At 68.9% G+C, this 16,360-nt stretch carries 10 protein-coding genes; 5 read left to right on the forward strand and 5 right to left on the reverse strand.

All coding sequences use genetic code 11. The features are described 5' to 3' along the window. Positions 1-29 precede the first annotated feature (29 nt). The 3 genes from NNZ72_RS03255 (at position 30) to purH (ending at position 4,920) form a co-directional block, all read left to right on the forward strand. Positions 30-1,424: an RsmB/NOP family class I SAM-dependent RNA methyltransferase gene (locus NNZ72_RS03255; RefSeq protein WP_371747684.1), complete on the forward strand. Its 1,395-nt coding sequence runs from the start codon at positions 30-32 to the stop codon at positions 1,422-1,424. 97 nt (positions 1,425-1,521) lie between these two features. Further along, complete coding sequence (locus NNZ72_RS03260; RefSeq protein WP_257312681.1) at positions 1,522-3,201, forward strand: heparinase II/III family protein; 1,680 nt, start codon at positions 1,522-1,524, stop codon at positions 3,199-3,201. A gap of 108 nt (positions 3,202-3,309) precedes the next feature. Next, positions 3,310-4,920, forward strand: coding sequence for a bifunctional phosphoribosylaminoimidazolecarboxamide formyltransferase/IMP cyclohydrolase (purH, locus tag NNZ72_RS03265; protein ID WP_257312682.1), 1,611 nt, complete (start codon positions 3,310-3,312; stop codon positions 4,918-4,920). A 43-nt stretch (positions 4,921-4,963) separates the two neighbouring features. On the opposite strand, the gene NNZ72_RS03270 is transcribed toward purH, so the two are convergent. Together NNZ72_RS03270 and NNZ72_RS03275 are read right to left on the reverse strand one after the other, a co-directional pair. Beyond that, positions 4,964-6,346 (reverse strand): MFS transporter, encoded by a 1,383-nt coding sequence (locus NNZ72_RS03270; RefSeq protein WP_257312685.1) that lies wholly within the window; start codon positions 6,344-6,346, stop codon positions 4,964-4,966. A gap of 216 nt (positions 6,347-6,562) precedes the next feature. Beyond that, the gene (locus NNZ72_RS03275) at positions 6,563-11,350 is read right to left on the reverse strand and encodes an NAD-glutamate dehydrogenase (protein ID WP_257312688.1); all 4,788 of its coding nucleotides are present in this window, start codon (positions 11,348-11,350) and stop codon (positions 6,563-6,565) included. Between the two features lie 251 nt (positions 11,351-11,601). Here NNZ72_RS03275 and pdxY point away from each other — a divergent pair, with 251 nt between their 5' ends. Next, positions 11,602-12,474 carry a pyridoxal kinase PdxY gene (pdxY, locus tag NNZ72_RS03280; protein ID WP_257312690.1) on the forward strand — a complete coding sequence of 291 codons (873 nt, stop codon included), beginning with the start codon at positions 11,602-11,604 and terminating at the stop codon, positions 12,472-12,474. A gap of 97 nt (positions 12,475-12,571) precedes the next feature. Next, positions 12,572-13,213: a carbonic anhydrase gene (locus NNZ72_RS03285; protein WP_257312693.1), complete on the forward strand. Its 642-nt coding sequence runs from the start codon at positions 12,572-12,574 to the stop codon at positions 13,211-13,213. 67 nt (positions 13,214-13,280) lie between these two features. Here the strand turns inward: NNZ72_RS03285 and NNZ72_RS03290 are convergent, their stop codons facing one another. The 3 genes from NNZ72_RS03290 to NNZ72_RS03300 all read right to left on the reverse strand — a co-directional run bounded on the left by NNZ72_RS03290 (position 13,281) and on the right by NNZ72_RS03300 (position 16,245). Next, positions 13,281-14,102: a lytic murein transglycosylase gene (locus tag NNZ72_RS03290; RefSeq protein WP_257312695.1), complete on the reverse strand. Its 822-nt coding sequence runs from the start codon at positions 14,100-14,102 to the stop codon at positions 13,281-13,283. Positions 14,103-14,246: 144 nt separating this feature from the next. Next, positions 14,247-15,281 (reverse strand): aspartate-semialdehyde dehydrogenase, encoded by a 1,035-nt coding sequence (locus NNZ72_RS03295; protein ID WP_257312698.1) that lies wholly within the window; start codon positions 15,279-15,281, stop codon positions 14,247-14,249. Between the two features lie 271 nt (positions 15,282-15,552). Next, positions 15,553-16,245 carry a phosphatase PAP2 family protein gene (locus NNZ72_RS03300; RefSeq protein ID WP_257312701.1) on the reverse strand — a complete coding sequence of 231 codons (693 nt, stop codon included), beginning with the start codon at positions 16,243-16,245 and terminating at the stop codon, positions 15,553-15,555. Positions 16,246-16,360 lie beyond the last annotated feature (115 nt).

Consider the following 16,360-nt stretch of genomic DNA (forward strand, 5'->3'; position numbering starts at 1 on the left):
GCGTGAAGACGCTGAAAGATGACAAAGTCTTGAACGACGACGAAGCGAAGCGAAGAACCCATCCGAAGCGACCGCACGGTGCGAACCCGTCCGCGCCGGCCCGGCACGAGAAGCCGGGGCTGAAGGCACGGCAGGCCGCCGCCCGCATCCTTGCGGCCGTCGTCGACCGCAGGACCCCGCTCGACGGCATGCTGGACGCGGAGAACGGCAATCCCGTCTACCGGCAATTGCCGGAGGCCGACCGGGCGCTGGTGCGCGCCATCCTCAACACGGCGCTGCGCCACCTCCCCCGCATCGAGGCGATCCTCGATTCGCTGGTCGGCACGCCGCTGCCGGAAGGCGCGCGCGCCCTCCACCACGTGCTGACGGTCGCCGCCGCGCAGATCCTCTATCTCGACGTCCCGGACCATTCCGCCGTCGACCTCGCCGTCGAGCAGGCGCAGATCGACCCGCGCAACCGGCGCTTCGCCAGCCTCGTCAATGCCGTGCTGCGCCGCCTCGCGCGGGAGAAGGCCTCCCACCTGACGGCGACCCATGCGGTTCCGGCCGTGCCGGACTGGTTCCACCGTCGTCTCGTCGCCGTCTACGGCGCCGAGCATGCGGCGCGGATCGCCGAGGCGCTGCTCGAGCCGTCGGCGATCGACCTCACCGTCAAGTCGGATGCCGAGGGCTGGGCGGCGCGGCTTTCCGGCAGGGTGCTGCCGACCGGCTCGGTGCGCCTGCCCGCCGGCTCCGGCGCCATTCCCGCGCTCGAAGGCTTCGAGGCGGGGGAATGGTGGGTGCAGGACGCCGCCGCCAGCATTCCCGCGAAGCTGTTTTCCAACCTTTCCGGCAAGCGCGTCGCCGATCTCTGTGCGGCCCCCGGCGGCAAGACGGCGCAGCTCGCGCTCGCCGGTGCCGAGGTGACCGCGCTCGACCAGTCGGGAAACCGCCTCAAGCGCCTCGTCGGCAATCTTGTCCGGCTCGGCCTGTCGGCCACGGCCGTCGAGGCCAACATGATGGATTACCGGCCGGCCGAGCCGTTCGACGCCGTGCTGCTCGACGCGCCCTGTTCCTCGACCGGCACCATCCGCCGCCATCCCGACGTGCTGTGGACCAAGGGGCCGGAGGACATCGAGAAGCTCGCGCGCCTGCAGGAACGGCTGCTGCGCCACGCGCTGACGCTGGTCAGGCCGGGCGGCGAGCTGGTCTTCTCCAACTGCTCGCTCGATCCCGACGAGGGCGAGGCGGTGACGGCGCGGGTGCTCGCCGACAATCCCGGCTGGCGCCGCGTGCCCGTCGATCCGGCGAACTGGCCGGGGCTGGAGGCGGCGATCACCCCGCTCGGCGAATTCCGCACCACGCCGGCCATGTTGCCGGCCGCGGGCGGATTTGCGGGCGGGCTGGACGGTTTCTACGCCGTGCACCTGCGGCGGGAGGCATGACCGGCCCGCCGCTCATCAACAGCGGATCGCCGGCGGGTCGATTGACGGCCCTCCATTCCTCGGCCTACCAATAGGCCGGTGGAGGCAACTTTTAACCATGCAGCTTTCCGACCGGCAGCGGCTTCTCTATCTGTATCTGCGTGAGGGGTGGCGCCGTTTCTCGCGGAGGCTCGCCCTCGGGCGCATCACCGCGCTGCGCTTCGCGGGCCTTTCGCCGGACCGCCTGATCGTCGCGCCGACCGATCTCCATCCGGCCGATTCCTTCGTCGGGGAGGAGATTCTCGGCGGGCGCTTTCCGCTCGCCGGCCGGGTGCTCGATTGCGAGGGCGAATCGCCCTTCGCGCTGGAGCTTCCCTCGGAGGAATTCGCCGTCCGCCTCCATTCCTTCGGCTGGCTGCGCCACATGCGCCTCGTCGAGCCGGAAGCGGCGGCGCTCGCCGCCCGCTTCATCGTCGACGACTGGCTGCAGAGCCACGGCAGGGTGATCGGCGGGCTCTCCTGGCGGCCGGACGTCATCTCACAGCGCATCATCGCCTGGCTTTCCCATTCGCCGGTCGTGCTGAAGGATGCCGACTACGCCTTCTACCGCCGCTTCCTGAAGAGCCTCGCCTTCCAGGTCCGCTATCTCCGGCACATCGCCGATACGACGCGCGACGGCGAGCCGCGGCTTCGCGCGCGCCTCGCGCTCGCCATGGCCTCCATCGCCATGCCGGCCTCCGCGTCGCGCATGCGCCGGGCCGCGCGCGACCTCGACCGCGAGCTGATGCGGCAGATCCTGCCGGACGGCGGCCACGCGTCGCGCAACCCGCGCGCCGCGCTCGACGTGCTGCTCGATCTCCTGCCGCTGCGCCAGACCTACGTGAACCTCGGCCACGAGATGCCGGCGCAGCTCATCCCCTCGATCGACCGCATCTATCCGGCGCTGCGCTTCTTCCGCCACCAGGGCGGCGAGCTCGCGCTCTTCAACGGCGCGACCTACACGCTGGCGCACGAGCTGATGTCGGTGCTGCGCTACGACGAGACGGGCGGAGCGCCCTTCAAGGCGCTGCCGTCGAGCCGCTACGACCGGCTGGCGGCGAAGGAGACCGTCGTGCTGATGGATACCGGGCTGCCGCTGTCGGTCGACCTGTCGGCGACGGCGGCGGCGGGCGCGCTGTCGATCGAGATGTCCTCGGCGCGCAACCGTTTCATCGTCAATTCCGGGCGGCCGCGCTTTGCCGGCGAGGCGCTCCGGCAGATGGCGCGCGCGACGGCGGCCCATTCGGTGGCGACGCTCAACGACACCTCCTCCTCGCGTATCTCGACCTCGCGCTTCCTCGGCCCGATCCTCGTCAGCGGCGTGCACAGGGTCGAGGCGTCGCGCTACGAGAGCCAGGCCGGCGCCGACGGCATCCGCGCAACCCACGACGGCTATCTCAAGAGATTCGGCCTGATCTACGAGCGCGACATCCATCTCGCCGCATCCGGCGGCGAGGTGCGCGGCCGCGAACGCTTCTTCAACCCGAACGACGCCGATGCGACGCTCGCCGGCACGGCGGTCGTGCGCTTCCACATCCATCCGGCGATCCAGCTCTACCACGCGTCGGCGAACGAGACGCGGCTGGTGGCGCCCGACGGCGAGGCCTGGGCGCTCACCTGCATCGACGTGCCGGTGGAGGAGGAGGAGGATGTGTTCTTCGCCGATCCCTCCGGCGTGCGCGCCTCGCGGCAGCTCACGCTCACCATGCCGCTCGGCACGGTGCCGGACGTCCAGTGGCTTCTGACGCGGCGGCGCTGATTCCGCACGGTTTCGAGGTTTTCTCCGGCCCGGCGCTATGATAACGGGGCGCATGTCCACCCGGCCCCTGCCCTCCTCCCGCGCGGGGCCGTCAGAACGGAGCGTGCCATGGCCGTCATTTCCAAGAAAATCCCCGCCCCCGACCGCGTCGAGATCCGAACGGCGCTCCTCTCCGTCTCCGACAAGGCGGGGATCGTCGAGCTGGCGCGGGCGCTTTCGGAAAAGGGCGTGCGGCTCCTCTCGACCGGCGGCACGCACAAGGCGCTGAAGGACGCCGGCCTTGCCGTCACCGACGTCTCCGAGGTCACGGGCTTTCCGGAGATCATGGACGGCCGCGTCAAGACGCTGCATCCGGCCGTCCACGGCGGCCTGCTCGCCATCCGCGACGATCAGGAGCACCGCCACGCGATGGAGGTGCACGGCATCGGCGCGATCGACCTTGCCGTCATCAACCTCTATCCGTTCGAGGAGGTCCGCGCCAGGGGCGGCGACTATCCGACGACCGTCGAGAACATCGATATCGGCGGCCCGGCGATGATCCGCGCCTCGGCGAAGAACCACGCCTATGTGACCATCGTCACCGATCCTTCGGATTACCCGGCACTGATCGAGGAGATCGCCGGCGGCGCGACCTCCTATGCCTTCCGCCAGCGCATGGCGGCGAAGGCCTTCGCGCGCACGGCGGCCTACGACGCGGCGATCTCCAACTGGTTCGCCGAGGCGCTCGACATCGCCATGCCGCGCCACCGCGTGCTCGGCGGCGTGCTGAAGGAGGAGATGCGCTACGGCGAGAACCCGCACCAGAAGGCGGGCTTCTACGTCACCGGCGAGAACCGGCCGGGCGTCGCCACCGCCACGCTGCTGCAGGGCAAGCAGCTTTCCTACAACAATATCAACGACACGGATGCTGCCTTCGAGCTGGTCGCCGAGTTCCTGCCCGAGAACGGGCCTGCCTGCGCGATCATCAAGCATGCCAACCCGTGCGGCGTCGCGGTCGGCAAGACGCTGAAGGACGCTTACGTCCGGGCGCTCGCCTGCGATCCGGTCTCGGCCTTCGGCGGCATCATCGCGCTCAACAGCACGCTCGACGGCGAGACGGCCGAGGAGATCGTCAAGCTCTTCACCGAGGTCATCATCGCGCCGGATGCCGACGAGACGGCCCGCGCGGTCATCGCCGCCAAGCCGAACCTGCGCCTGCTGGTGACCGGCGGCCTGCCCGATCCGCGCGTGCCCGGCCTTTCGGCCAAGACCGTGTCGGGCGGCCTGCTGGTGCAGACGCGCGACAACGGCATGGTCGAGGATCTCGAGCTCAAGGTCGTGACGAAGCGCGCGCCGACGGCCGAGGAGCTGGAGGACATGAAGTTCGCCTTCAAGGTCGCCAAGCACGTCAAGTCCAACGCCGTCGTCTACGCCAAGGGCGGCCGGACGGCGGGCATCGGCGCCGGGCAGATGAGCCGGGTGGATTCCGCCCGCATCGCCGGCCTCAAGGCCGAGGAAGCGGCGAAGGCGATGGGCCTTGCCGAGCCGCTGACGCGCGGCTCCGCCGTCGCCTCCGAGGCCTTCCTGCCCTTCGCCGACGGCCTGCTCTCGGCGATCGCGGCGGGCGCCACCGCCGTCATCCAGCCGGGCGGCTCGATGCGCGACGCGGAAGTCATCGCCGCCGCGGACGAGGCAGGCGTCGCCATGGTCTTCACCGGCATGCGGCATTTCCGGCACTGAAATGCGCGGCGGGTGAACGCCGGGCGGGAATCGATAGCCGGATTCAGCGCGCCCTGCCCGCGGGATAGGGCGTGCGGAGAAGAAGGATCAGGCCGGCGACGAGGAAGACGATCAGCACCGCCATGCCCGCTCGCGCCGATCCGGTGGCCGTGGTGATGAGGCCGACGGAGAGGGGCGCCAGGAACGAGGTCGCCCGGCCGGAGAGCGCGTAGAGCCCGAAATAGCGGCCGGCCTCGTCCGGATGGACGCTCTGCGCGAGATAGGAGCGGGCGGAGGCCTGCACCGGACCGAAGGCGACGCCGACGAGGAGGCCGAAGATTATGTAGGCCTTCTCCGCCGCCGTGCCGAACAGGCCGCCGGTATCCCCGGCCGGCAGCGGCACGAGGCCGAACAGGGTGAAGCCCGGCCCGGTCGAGACGATGCCGAGCGTGGCGACGACGAGGCAGACGAGGCTCGCCACCACCACGACCTTCGAGCCGAGCCTCCGGTCGAGCCGGCTCGCATAGAGGCAGCCGCCGATCGCCACGACGTTGAGGATGATGCCGAAGAGGCCGAGCTCGACCGTCTGCCAGGCGAACATGCCGGCGGCGAAGGTGCCGCCGAGCGCGATCAGCCCGTTGACGCCGTCCTGGTAGATCATGCGGGCGATCAGGAAGCGCAGGATGCCGGACCTCTGCCGGAGCTCGCCGAGCGTGTGGCGAAGCTCGGCAAGGCCGGTCCGGACTGCGCCGCGAACCGGCGGGCCCCTCGGCCGGTCCGGCGTGAAGAGGAACATCGGCAGCACGAAGACGAGGTACCAGAGCGCGGAGACCGGCCCGGTGACGCGCGCATCCTCGCCGCTCGCCGGATCCAGACCGAAGAGCGGCTCCAGCCCGGCGATCGTGCGTCCCGTGTCGGGGCTTGCGGCGAGCAGCGTGACGACGGCGATCAGCACGATCATGCCGCCGAGATAGCCGAACCCCCAGGCGATGTTGGAGATGCGCCCGGTCTCGGCCGGCGGCACCAGCCGCGGCATCATCGAATCGTTGAAGACGATGGAGAATTCCGCCGCCACCGTCGCCAGCACGACCATCGCCAGCGGAAAGACGAGGCCGCTGCCGGGGGCAGCGAACCAGAGGGCGGCGAGCGACAGGATCTTCACGACGGCAAAGGCGCCGATCCACGGCTTTCGCGGGCCGGAGGCATCGGCGATCGAGCCCAGCACCGGCGCGGCGAGCGCGATGGCGATGCCGGAGATCGTCAGCGTGTAGCTCCAGGCGGCCTGCCCCGTCACCGGGTCCTCCGCCAGCCGGGAGACGAGATAGGGGCCGAAGACGAAGGTGGTGACGACCGTGAAGAACGGCTGCGCGGCCCAGTCGAACAGCATCCAGGCGCCGATGCTGAGCCGGCTTGCCCGTCCGCCGCCGGATTCCGTCACGCTTGCCATCGTCCCTCGCTTTGTTGTGAGGCGAGGCTAGCACTTGCAGTCGGCGTGATTCAACTGCCGGAGGCACTGTAAAGCCCCCTCATCCGCCTGCCGGCCCCTTCTCCCCGGCGGGGAGAAGGGGCATGACGAGACGTCGGCGATCTTCTCCTTCTCCCCGGCGGGGAGAATGTGGCCGAAGGCCGGATGTGGGGGCCTGTCCTCCTTCGCGTCCCTCCCCTACCGCGCCCGGTCCTGCACCAGGTCGCTCAGGATGCCGGCGGCGACGCTGATCTTGGCGAGCGTCGCCTCGCCCCCCTCCGTCAGGGCGGAGAGGCGGCCGGTGACGCGGGCGAGGCGTTCGCTGTCGGCCTGCAGCCAGGCGGCAAGCGGCGCCTTGTCGCCCTTGTGGCGGGAGAGCACGGCGGTCGCGAGGTCGCGCCGCGCATTGGCGATGTCCGTCAGGCTGCGCTGCAGGGCGAGCGCCTCGTAGAGGTCGGTGGTCGGCACGCGGCCGGCCGCGGCGATCAGCCGGCCGATGTTGAGCGCGCCGCTGATGCCGGCAAAGACCTGCGCCGTCTTGCCGAGCGTGTCGCCGGTGGCGGCGGCGATCAGCATGACCTCCGGCACGAAGGTCATCGTCGAGAGCAGCGTGATCTCGTCGGCGAGCGCCGCCGGCACGCCGCTGTCCTGATAGGCCTGCGAGCGGCGCCGCGCCTCCTCGCCCGCCTGTTCGGAGACGAGCGTCGCCATGTGCGGGCGGAGCTGCTTCAGCGCCTGCTTCAGCTTGTGCACCGCCTCGTTCATCGGGCCGGCGACGGCGCCGGTCGTCAGAAGCAGGCCGGTGACGGTGGCGTAGATGCGGCCGAGCTCCTCGTAGAGCTCGTTCTGCACCGCGCCGTTCACCGCATTGTCGAGCGCGTCGATGCCGGCGTGGAGCGGCTGCAGGCCGTAGCCGTCACGGGCGACGACGGCGGCCTTCACCACGTCGGCGGTGACGAAGCCGGTGCCGTCCGTCAGCGTGCTGACGAAGGCGGGGCCGCCGAGGTTGATCGCCTCGTTGGCGAGCACGGTGGCGACGATCTCGCGGCGCAGGCGGTGGCTGCGGATGTCCTCCGCGTGGACCTTCTGCATCTTCGCCGGGAAATAGCCCGAAAGCGTCGGTTCGAAATAGGGCTCGTCCGGCAGGTCGCTGCGGATCAACTCGTCGAACAGGACCAGCTTGGCATAGGAGAGCAGCACGCCGATCTCCGGCCGCGTCAGCCCCTTGCCGGCCTGGTAGCGCTCGGCGATCGCCTGGTCGTCCGGCAGCGTCTCGACCTTGCGGTTGAGCTGGCCGGAGGCCTCGAACCGCGTCATCAGGCGGGAGAGCGGCGCGCGGTTGGCCGCGCCCTGGCGCTCGGTGAGCGAGATCGCCAGCGACTGCAGGTAGTTGTTGCGCAGAACGAGGGCCGCCACCTCGTCGGTCATCGAGGCGAGCAGCGTGTTGCGCTTGGCGCGCGTCAGGCGCCCGTCGCGCATCGCCGAGGCGAGCGCGATCTTGATGTTGACCTCCACGTCGGAGGAATTGACGCCGGCCGAGTTGTCGATGGCGTCGGAATTGCAGCGGCCGCCCTTGAGGCTGTAGGCGATGCGGCCGCGCTGGGTGACGCCGAGATTGGCGCCCTCGCCGATCACCCTCGCCCGCACGTCCTCCGCGGCGACGCGGATCGGGTCGTTGGCGCGGTCGCCGACCTCCGCGTCGGTCTCCGCCTGGCTGCGGATATAGGTGCCGATGCCGCCGAACCAGAGGAGGTCGACCGGCGCCTTGAGGATCGCCGACATGATCTCGAAGGGGGTGGCCTTCTGCTTGTCGATGCCGATGGCGGCCATCGCCTCGGACGTGAGCGTGACCGACTTCTCCGTGCGCGAGACGATCATGCCGCCCTTCGAGAGCAGCGACCTGTCGTAGTCCTGCCAGCTCGATCGCGGCAGGTTGAACAGCCGGCGTCGCTCCGCGAAGGCGGAATCGGTATCCGGCGAAGGATCGATGAAGATGTCGCGGTGATCGAAGGCGGCGACGAGCCGGATCTTGCGCGACAGCAGCATGCCGTTGCCGAAGACGTCGCCCGACATGTCGCCGACGCCCGCCACTGTGAAGGGCGTCGCCTGGATGTCGATGTTCATCTCGCGGAAATGCCGCTTGACGGTCTCCCAGGCGCCGCGGGCGGTGATACCCATCTTCTTGTGGTCGTAGCCGGCCGAGCCGCCGGAGGCGAAGGCGTCGTCGAGCCAGAAACCGGCCTCCTGCGCCAGTGCGTTGGCGGTGTCGGAGAAGGTCGCCGTGCCCTTGTCGGCGGCGACGACGAAATAGGGGTCGTCGCCGTCGAGGCGCACCGTGTCCGGCGGCGGCACGACGTCCTGGCCGACGATGTTGTCGGTGACGGAGAGCAGCGTGCGGATATAGGTCTTGTAGGCCTCGGTGCCGGCCTTGAAGACCGCGTCGCGGCTGCCGCCGGCCGGAAGCTGCTTCGGATAGAAGCCGCCCTTGGCGCCGACCGGGACGATGACGGCGTTCTTGACCTGCTGCGCCTTGACGAGGCCGAGCACCTCGGTGCGGTAGTCCTGCGCGCGGTCCGACCAGCGAAGCCCGCCGCGGGCGACCTTGCCGAAGCGCAGGTGCACGCCCTCCACCTCCGCGCCGTAGACGAAGATCTCGCGGTAGGGCCGCGGCTCCGGCAGGCCTTCGAGCTGCTTCGGGTCGAGCTTGAGCGCAAGCGTGGCGCGCGGCCTGCCGCCCTCGTCGCGCTGGAAGTAGTTGGTGCGCAGCGTGGATTCGATGGCGTTGACGTAGCGGCGGAGGATCCGGTCCTCGTCGAGGCTCGGCACGTTCGCCAGCGCGTCCTCGATGCTTGCCGCGATCTCCGCCGACTTCTTCTCGCGCTGGCGGGCGGAGACGCGCGGGTCGAGGCGGATCTCGAACAGGCGGAAGAGGTTGGCGGCGATCGCCGGATACTTGTTGAGCGTGTCGGCGATGTAGTCCTGCGAATAGGCGATGCCGGTCTGGCGGAGATAGCGCGCATAGGTGCGCAGCGCCATGATCTCGCGCACGTCGAGGCCGGCCGTGAGGATCAGCCTGTTGAACGTGTCGTCGTCCGTCGTGCCGTGCCAGGCGGCGAGGAAGGCCTCCTCCAGCACGGCGCTGAGCCGGCCGAGGTCGATCTCGAGCCCGTCGCGGTGCGTGAGCTCCATGTCGTGCAGCACGATCGTCCGTTCCGCCCCGCCGGGCGTGACGAGCAGGAGCTCGTGCGTCTGCTCGCTGACGACGCTGAAGCCGAGGTTTTCCAGGAGCGGCACGCGGCGCGACAGCGAGACGGCGGTCTCGGCGTGGAAGATCTTCAGCTCCAGCGAGCGCAGGTCGGTATTGGCGGCCTTGCGGTAGAAGGAGATGCGGATCGGGCTTTCCGGCGTGGCGCCGGTGATGAAGGGCAGGTCCGCATGCGCCTCGGCGGGCGAGAAATCCTCCTGGTAGCTCTGGTCGGCGACGAGCCGGATGCCGTCGGCGCCGGCGAGCGCCTCGAAACGGTCGCTCCAGCGCGTGGCGATCTCGCGCACGGCCTGCTCGAGCCTGCCCTGCGCGATGCGCGGCGTCTTGCCGCCGGAGCGGCCGATGATGAAGTGGACGCGCGCCAGCCCCCCTTCCGGGAAGGCCGGATAATAGGCGGAGACGCGGCCGTCATAGACGGATTTCAGGTGGTTGCCGATCTTCTCGCGCACGTCGGAATCGTACTGCTCGCGCGGCACGTAGACGATGACGGAGACGAAGCGGTCGAAGCGGTCGATGCGCGGCAGGACGCGGATGCGCGGCCGGTCGGACAGTTCGTTGATCTGCTCGCAGAAGCTGGCGAGCAGGGCGGTGTCGATCTGGAAGAGGTCGTCACGCGGATAGGATTCCAGCGTGTTGATCAGCATCTTGCCGGAGTGGCTCTGCGGGTCGTAGCCGAAATGCTCGATGATCTCGGCGACCTTGGAGCGCAGCAGCGGGATCTCCCCGGCGGCGTGCGTATAGGCGGTGGAGGTGAAGAGGCCGACGATGCGCAGTTCGCCGATCACCCGCCCGTTCCCGTCGAAGCGCTTCATGCCGACATAGTCCATGTAGGCGCGGCGGTGGACGACGGATTTCACGTTGGCCTTGGTGACGATCAGGAAATCCGGGCCTTCGAGGAATTCCAGGATCTCCGGCGTCGTCGTCACGGCGTCCTTGCCGAGGCGCAGCACGCGCACGTCCGGGTCGGAGAGGATGCCGAGGCCCTCGCCGCCGCGTTCGACGGTCGCCGCCTCCCCCTTGCCGCTGTAGGTGTATTCGCGCATGCCGAGGAAGGTGAAGTTGTTGCCGCGCAGCCAGCGCAGGAAGGCGAGCGCCTCCTCCTTGTCGCCGCCGCGCTTCGCCGTCGCGTAGCGCTCCATGTCGGCCATGGCGCTGTCGAGCTTTTCGACCATCGCCGGCCAGTCGCCGACGGCGAGATGCACCTGGTCGAGCACGTGGCGCACGCGCTCCGCAAGGGCCGCGGCCTCGCCGGGGGCGAGCTCCGACAGGTGGATCTCGATATGGCTCACGCGGTGGGCCGGGTCGCTCTCCTCGTCCGGCGAGAAGAGCTTCGGCGGCTCGTCGCCGTTGACGACGAGGATCGGGTGGACGGCGAGATGCAGCTCGCGATGCGTGCTCGTGACCTCGCCCATCACCGAATCGTAGAGGAAGGGCTGGTTGCGGTCGGTGACGGAAAGCACCGTCACGGGCTGGCGCTGCGGGGCGACGCCCGCGAGGTTCGTCACCGTCACGCGCGGTTCCTTGCCGTCCCAGGCGGCAATCTCGCTCATCGCATGGGCGGCGGTGATGGCGAGCATCTCGCCGCTGTAGTGGTCGAGATCGTCCTGGCTGGCACGCCCGAACAGGATTTCCGGGCTCAGTATGTTCGCGCCGAGGGCGGCGGCCGCGGTCTTGGCTGCTTCGATGTATTTTTCGCGTTTCATGATGGTCCTGGCACCCATGGATCTATCCCCGAATCCGATGGCCGGACGTTAGCAGAAGAAAATTGCGGCGCGGCGAAATTTGTGATTTTCCGAGAAAATTCAATCGATTTTGTCCGCAGGAGCCCTCCGCGACCGTAAAAGCGAGGAAAAACAGCGCCGTTTCCGCTCGAAATGGCGAAAATGGCGACCGGCAGGACCATGCGACGAGGGCGGTTGACAGGCTCCGAGCCCCCTGCGATCACTCGGGCGAGCGATCGGGAAAGGCGGACATGGAAGGCGGCAAGGGAACGGTCATCGTGGTTTCGAGCCATGTGGTGCGCGGCACGGTCGGCAACCGCGCGGCCGTCTTCGCGCTCGAGACGCTCGGCCATCCCGTCTGGGCGGTGCCGACGGTGATCCTGCCCTGGCATCCGGGCCACGGCCCGTCGACGCGGATCGCCATCGGGCCGGAGGATTTCGATGCCGTCGTCTCGGACCTCATCCGCGCCCCCTGGCGCGGCGAGGTAAAGGCGGTGCTCTCCGGCTATCTCGCCCATGCGGGCCAGGCCGAGGCCGTCGCCCGGCTGGTCGAGGCGCTGCGGGCGGAGCGGCCCGACCTCGTCTACATGTGCGATCCGGTGCTGGGCGACGAGGACGGGCTCTACATCGCCGAGGAGACGGCGCGGGCGATCCGCGACCGGCTGATCCCGCTCGCCTCCATCGCCACGCCGAACCGCTTCGAGCTCGCCTGGCTGTCGGGCGCGCCGCTTGCGTCGAATGCGGCAATCATCGACGCGGCGCTGGCGCTCGGGCCGGCGCAGGTGCTCGTCACCTCGGCGCTGCCGATGATGGCGGGGAGCACCGGCAACCTCTATCTCTCCGGCCGCGCCGCGCTGCTGGCCGAGCACCGCCTCGTCTCCGATCCGCCGAACGGCACCGGCGACCTGCTGGCGGCGGTCTTCCTGTCGCGGCTGATGGAGGGCCTGCCGGAGGAGCGGGCGCTCATGATGGCGACGGCGAGCGTCTTCGAGATCGTGGCGCGCACGGCCAAGCGCGGCGCCGACGAGCTGACGCTGGAACAGGACGCCTCCAGCATCGCCACGCCCATGGCCATGGTGCAGATGCGCCGGCTCGTCCATCCGGCGCAGGGACGGCGCCGCTGATCCCCGCATCCGCCCTTGCGCGCCCGTGCGCGGAGTGATTTATGCCTGCTGTGGATGGCCGCCCAGGCCGAACGTCGCAAAGGGGGTACTCGACCGCATGAACCGCTTTCCCGACCGTCTCCTCAACGGCTACCGCAACTTCATGGCCGGCCGCTACAGCGAGCAGCACCTGCGCTACAAGGCGCTTGCGGAAACCGGGCAGAAGCCGAAGACGCTGGTGATCGCCTGTTGCGATTCCCGCGCGGCGCCGGAGACGATCTTCGACAGCGGGCCGGGCGAGCTCTTCGTGGTGCGCAACGTGGCGAACCTGGTGCCGCCCTACGAGCCGGACGGGCAGTTCCACGCCACTTCCGCGGCGCTCGAATTCGCCGTGCAGTCGCTGAAGGTGAGCGACATCGTCGTCATGGGCCACGGCCGCTGCGGCGGCATCTCCGCCGCGCTCGACCCGGATGCCGAGCCGCTGTCGCCCGGCGACTTCATCGGCAAGTGGATGGGCATGCTGAAACCCGTGGCCGAGCAGATCCAGAACGCCGAGATCCTCACGGCGGGCGAGCGCCAGCGGGCGCTGGAGCGGGTCTCCATCCGCAATTCGCTCGCCAATCTCCGGACCTTCCCCTGCGTGCGCATCCTGGAGGAGCGCGGCCGCCTCCAGCTTCATGGCGCCTGGTTCGACATCTCGACCGGCGAACTCTGGATCATGGACGCCAAGACCGGCGATTTCCAGCGGCCGGGAACGTAGGCGCTAACAAAGGAAAACCCGGCGCGGTCTCCCGCACCGGGTGGATTCCCTCCGCGATCGGGGACGGTCAGTTGCCGTCGATCTCCGCGCCGATGATGGCGATCGCGCGCTGGTAGACGCTCGCCGCGTTCCAGCCCTGCAGGGCGCCGAAATTGGCCTGGCCCGGCTGGTAGCCGGCACCGGGGGTCCAGCCGTGACCGCGCAGGAAGTTCGCGGTCGAGGCGAGCGCGTCGGCCTTGGAGCCGACGAGGTCGATGCGGCCGTTGCCGTCGCCGTCGACGCCGTATTTCAGGACGTTCGCCGGTAGGAACTGCGTCTGGCCGATCTCGCCGTGCGCCGCGCCGCGCGCCGACGGGCTGAGGATGCCCTTCTGCACGAGCTGCAGGGCGGCATAGAGCTGGTTGGTGAAATATTCCGGGCGCCGGCAGTCATAGGCGAGCGTGGCGACGGCCGAGAGCGTGTGCTCCTTGCCGAGGAAGCCGCCGAAGCCGGTTTCCATGCCCCAGATCGCCAGCAGCGGGCCGGCTGGCACGCCGTAGCGGCTCTCGATGCGGTTGAAGAGCGCGGCGTTCTGCTGCTTCAGGCTCTTGCCGCGGCGGATGATGGTCGCGCCGCCGCGCTTCTGCATGAACTGCTCGAGGGAGAGCTTGAAGCTCTTCTGGCCGCGGTCGGCGCGGATCGTCGCCTTGGCGTAGCCGACATTGGCGAAGGCCTTGTTCAGGGTGCCCTTGTCGATGCCGCGTGCGGACGCCTCCTGCTTGAAGGCCTCGACCCAGGCGGGGAAGCCGCCGGCGTCGTTGCCGCACCTGGCGGCGTAGGCGGTGGCCGGCAAGGCCGCCGTCGTGATCATTGCGGCCAGCAGCCCGGCCGCCTTTGCTGTCATGCCCATGAAAAACCCCGTGATCCGTCTATCCTGCCGCGGAACATGCCATGTCCCGCAAAACCTGTCACCGCAACTTGCCGAGAGCGAGCCCGTCAGCTCCATTGACGGCGCCGACGGGAGATTTATTGCAAATTATTTACCAAAAGCTGATCAGGCCGCCTGCTTCTTGGCCTTGATGAGGCCGCGGTCGACGAGAAGCTCGGCGATCTGCACGGCATTCAGCGCCGCGCCCTTGCGCAGGTTGTCGGAGACGACCCACATGTTGAGGCCGTTCTCGACGGTGGCGTCCTCGCGGATGCGCGAGATGTAGGTGGCGTCCTCGCCGGCCGATTCGTACGGCGTGATGTAGCCGCCGTTCTCCTGCTTGTCGATCACCTGGCAGCCCGGAGCCTCGCGCAGGATCTCGCGCGCCTCCTCGGCGGTAATCTCGTTTTCGAACTCGATGTTGACCGATTCGGAATGGCCGATGAAGACCGGCACGCGCACGGCCGTGCAGGTGACCTTGATCTTCGGGTCGAGCATCTTCTTGGTCTCGGCCACGACCTTCCACTCCTCCTTCGTGTAGCCGTCCTCCATGAAGACGTCGATGTGCGGGATGACGTTGAAGGCGATGCGCTTGGTGAACTTCTTCGATTCGATCGGGTCGGCGACGAAGACGGCGCGGGTCTGGTTGAAGAGCTCGTCCATGCCGTCCTTGCCGGCGCCGGAGACCGACTGGTAGGTCGAGACGACGACGCGCTTGATCGTGGCGCGGTCATGCAGCGGCTTCAGCGCGACGACGAGCTGGGCGGTCGAGCAATTCGGGTTGGCGATGATGTTCTTGCGGGTGAAGCCGGAAATGGCGTCCGGGTTCACTTCCGGCACGATCAGCGGCACCTCGGCGTCGTAGCGCCAGGCCGACGAATTGTCGATGACGACGCAGCCCTGCGCGCCGATCTTCGGCGAATACTTCTGCGAAACGGAGCCGCCGGCCGACATCAGGCAGATGTCGGTGTCGGAGAAGTCGTAGGTTTCCAGGTTATGGACCTTCAGCGTCTTGTCGCCGAAGGAGACCTCGGTGCCGACGGAGCGGCTCGACGCCAGCGCCACGACCTCGTCCGCCGGGAAGCCGCGCTCCGACAGGATGTTCAGCATCTCGCGGCCGACATTGCCGGTCGCGCCGGCGATTGCGATCTTGAAACCCATTGCAAGCTCTCTTTCTCTGTCTCTCCGCGGGTCCAGGAGGGGAAACCCGCCGGCCTTCGACGCGGGTTCCGGTCCCCGGCCTTGCCGGGGAGAGAGCGGCGGGCCAGAGACGTCAGACGGTTTTCGTCGTCGTTTTGGCCGTTGTCTTGGAAAACGATGCGCAAGGGCGAACCCGCCCGGCGTCGAAGGCCGGGACGTTGATGCGGGCGATGGCAGGACCAGGGCGGTGCATGGCGGTTCCTTTGCGTGGCTGCTCAATACGCCGATCGCGTCAGGAGTCAAGACCCAGGCGCTTCGGTTGCGGCCATCCGGCGGCATCGAAGCGGAAGAGCCATTGCCGGCCGGCAAAGAGGAAGGCGGCGGCGATCGCCGTCCAGAGGCCGAGCAGGAGGCCGGCGGCGACGTCGCTCGGATAGTGCGCGCCGACGACGACGCGTGACACGCCGATCGTCAGCGCGCCGGCGAGGAAGAGCGGCCTCAGCCCCGGCACCAGCATCGAGAAGGCGCCGAAGAAGGCGCCGACCGCCGCCGAATGGCCGGACGGGAAGCTCTGGAACAGCGTGTCGAAGGAAAGCGGCGTCAGGTCGTAGGCGCCGCGCTCGGAGAGAAGCGCCGGGCGCGCCCGGCCGACGACGAGCTTGGCGAGATGGACGAGCGCGCTCGTCGCACCGATGGTGAGGAAGAAATAGAGGGAGAGGCGCAGCCCCGTGCGCGCCCTGCCCGCGACCGTCGCGCTGCGGCTCGCGCGCCCGAGCACATAGGCGACGATGACGAGCAGGCCGGAGCCGTAGATCATCCAGCGGAAGGTGCCGAAATCGGTGATCGCATGGTTGAAGAGAACGATCCGTTCCGGAAGCGCCTGGGCACGCTGCGACAGCGCCGGATCGAAGGGAACGAGTGCCACGACGAGGACGACGGTGGCGGCGAGCAGCCAGAGCGAGGACGTTGCGAGCGGACGGTACATGACGGCCTTTCAAAGCGATGCAGGCCTGATGTGCGTGAACAAGCGGGCTTTTCAAGGGTGTCCGGGAGGGGAAAAACGCCCCTCACCCTAACCCTCTCCCCGCAAGCGGGGAGAG

This window comes from Shinella pollutisoli (assembly GCF_024609765.1).
In the GTDB taxonomy this organism is placed as follows: domain Bacteria; phylum Pseudomonadota; class Alphaproteobacteria; order Rhizobiales; family Rhizobiaceae; genus Shinella; species Shinella pollutisoli.

What these genes read in the sequence shown, in the direction of transcription:
- NNZ72_RS03275 (WP_257312688.1), bottom strand. Translation starts at nt 11,350, where the DNA reads ATGGGTGCCAGGACCATCATGAAACGCGAAAAATACATCGAAGCAGCC.
- pdxY (WP_257312690.1), top strand. Translation starts at nt 11,602, where the DNA reads ATGGAAGGCGGCAAGGGAACGGTCATCGTGGTTTCGAGCCATGTGGTG.
- NNZ72_RS03260 (WP_257312681.1), top strand. Translation starts at nt 1,522, where the DNA reads ATGCAGCTTTCCGACCGGCAGCGGCTTCTCTATCTGTATCTGCGTGAG.
- NNZ72_RS03300 (WP_257312701.1), bottom strand. Translation starts at nt 16,245, where the DNA reads ATGTACCGTCCGCTCGCAACGTCCTCGCTCTGGCTGCTCGCCGCCACC.
- NNZ72_RS03270 (WP_257312685.1), bottom strand. Translation starts at nt 6,346, where the DNA reads ATGGCAAGCGTGACGGAATCCGGCGGCGGACGGGCAAGCCGGCTCAGC.
- purH (WP_257312682.1), top strand. Translation starts at nt 3,310, where the DNA reads ATGGCCGTCATTTCCAAGAAAATCCCCGCCCCCGACCGCGTCGAGATC.
- NNZ72_RS03285 (WP_257312693.1), top strand. Translation starts at nt 12,572, where the DNA reads ATGAACCGCTTTCCCGACCGTCTCCTCAACGGCTACCGCAACTTCATG.
- NNZ72_RS03290 (WP_257312695.1), bottom strand. Translation starts at nt 14,102, where the DNA reads ATGGGCATGACAGCAAAGGCGGCCGGGCTGCTGGCCGCAATGATCACG.
- NNZ72_RS03295 (WP_257312698.1), bottom strand. Translation starts at nt 15,281, where the DNA reads ATGGGTTTCAAGATCGCAATCGCCGGCGCGACCGGCAATGTCGGCCGC.